Annotated in this window: 1 protein-coding gene; it reads left to right on the plus strand. The window is 74.3% G+C overall.

Annotated features, from left to right (window positions below; all coding sequences use genetic code 11):
- Window positions 1–206 (plus strand): beta-ketoacyl synthase N-terminal-like domain-containing protein (locus tag OO67_RS35610; protein WP_033305978.1); only part of this gene is annotated, 206 nt, incomplete at both ends.

Raw genomic sequence — 206 nt, forward strand, 5'->3', positions numbered from 1 at the left:
GCCCAGGAGTACGGTCCGCGGCTGGGTGAGGCGGGTGCGGGTGCCGCCGGGTTCGGGCTGACGGGAACGACGTCGAGTGTGGCCTCGGGCCGGGTCGCCTACACCCTGGGGCTGCAGGGCCCGGCACTGACGGTGGACACCGCGTGCTCGTCCTCACTGGTCGCCCTCCACCTGGCCGTACGCGCCCTGCGCTCCGGTGAGTGCTC

The sequence above is a fragment of the Streptomyces atroolivaceus genome, from assembly GCF_000717025.1.
Taxonomy (GTDB): Bacteria; Actinomycetota; Actinomycetes; order Streptomycetales; family Streptomycetaceae; genus Streptomyces; species Streptomyces atroolivaceus.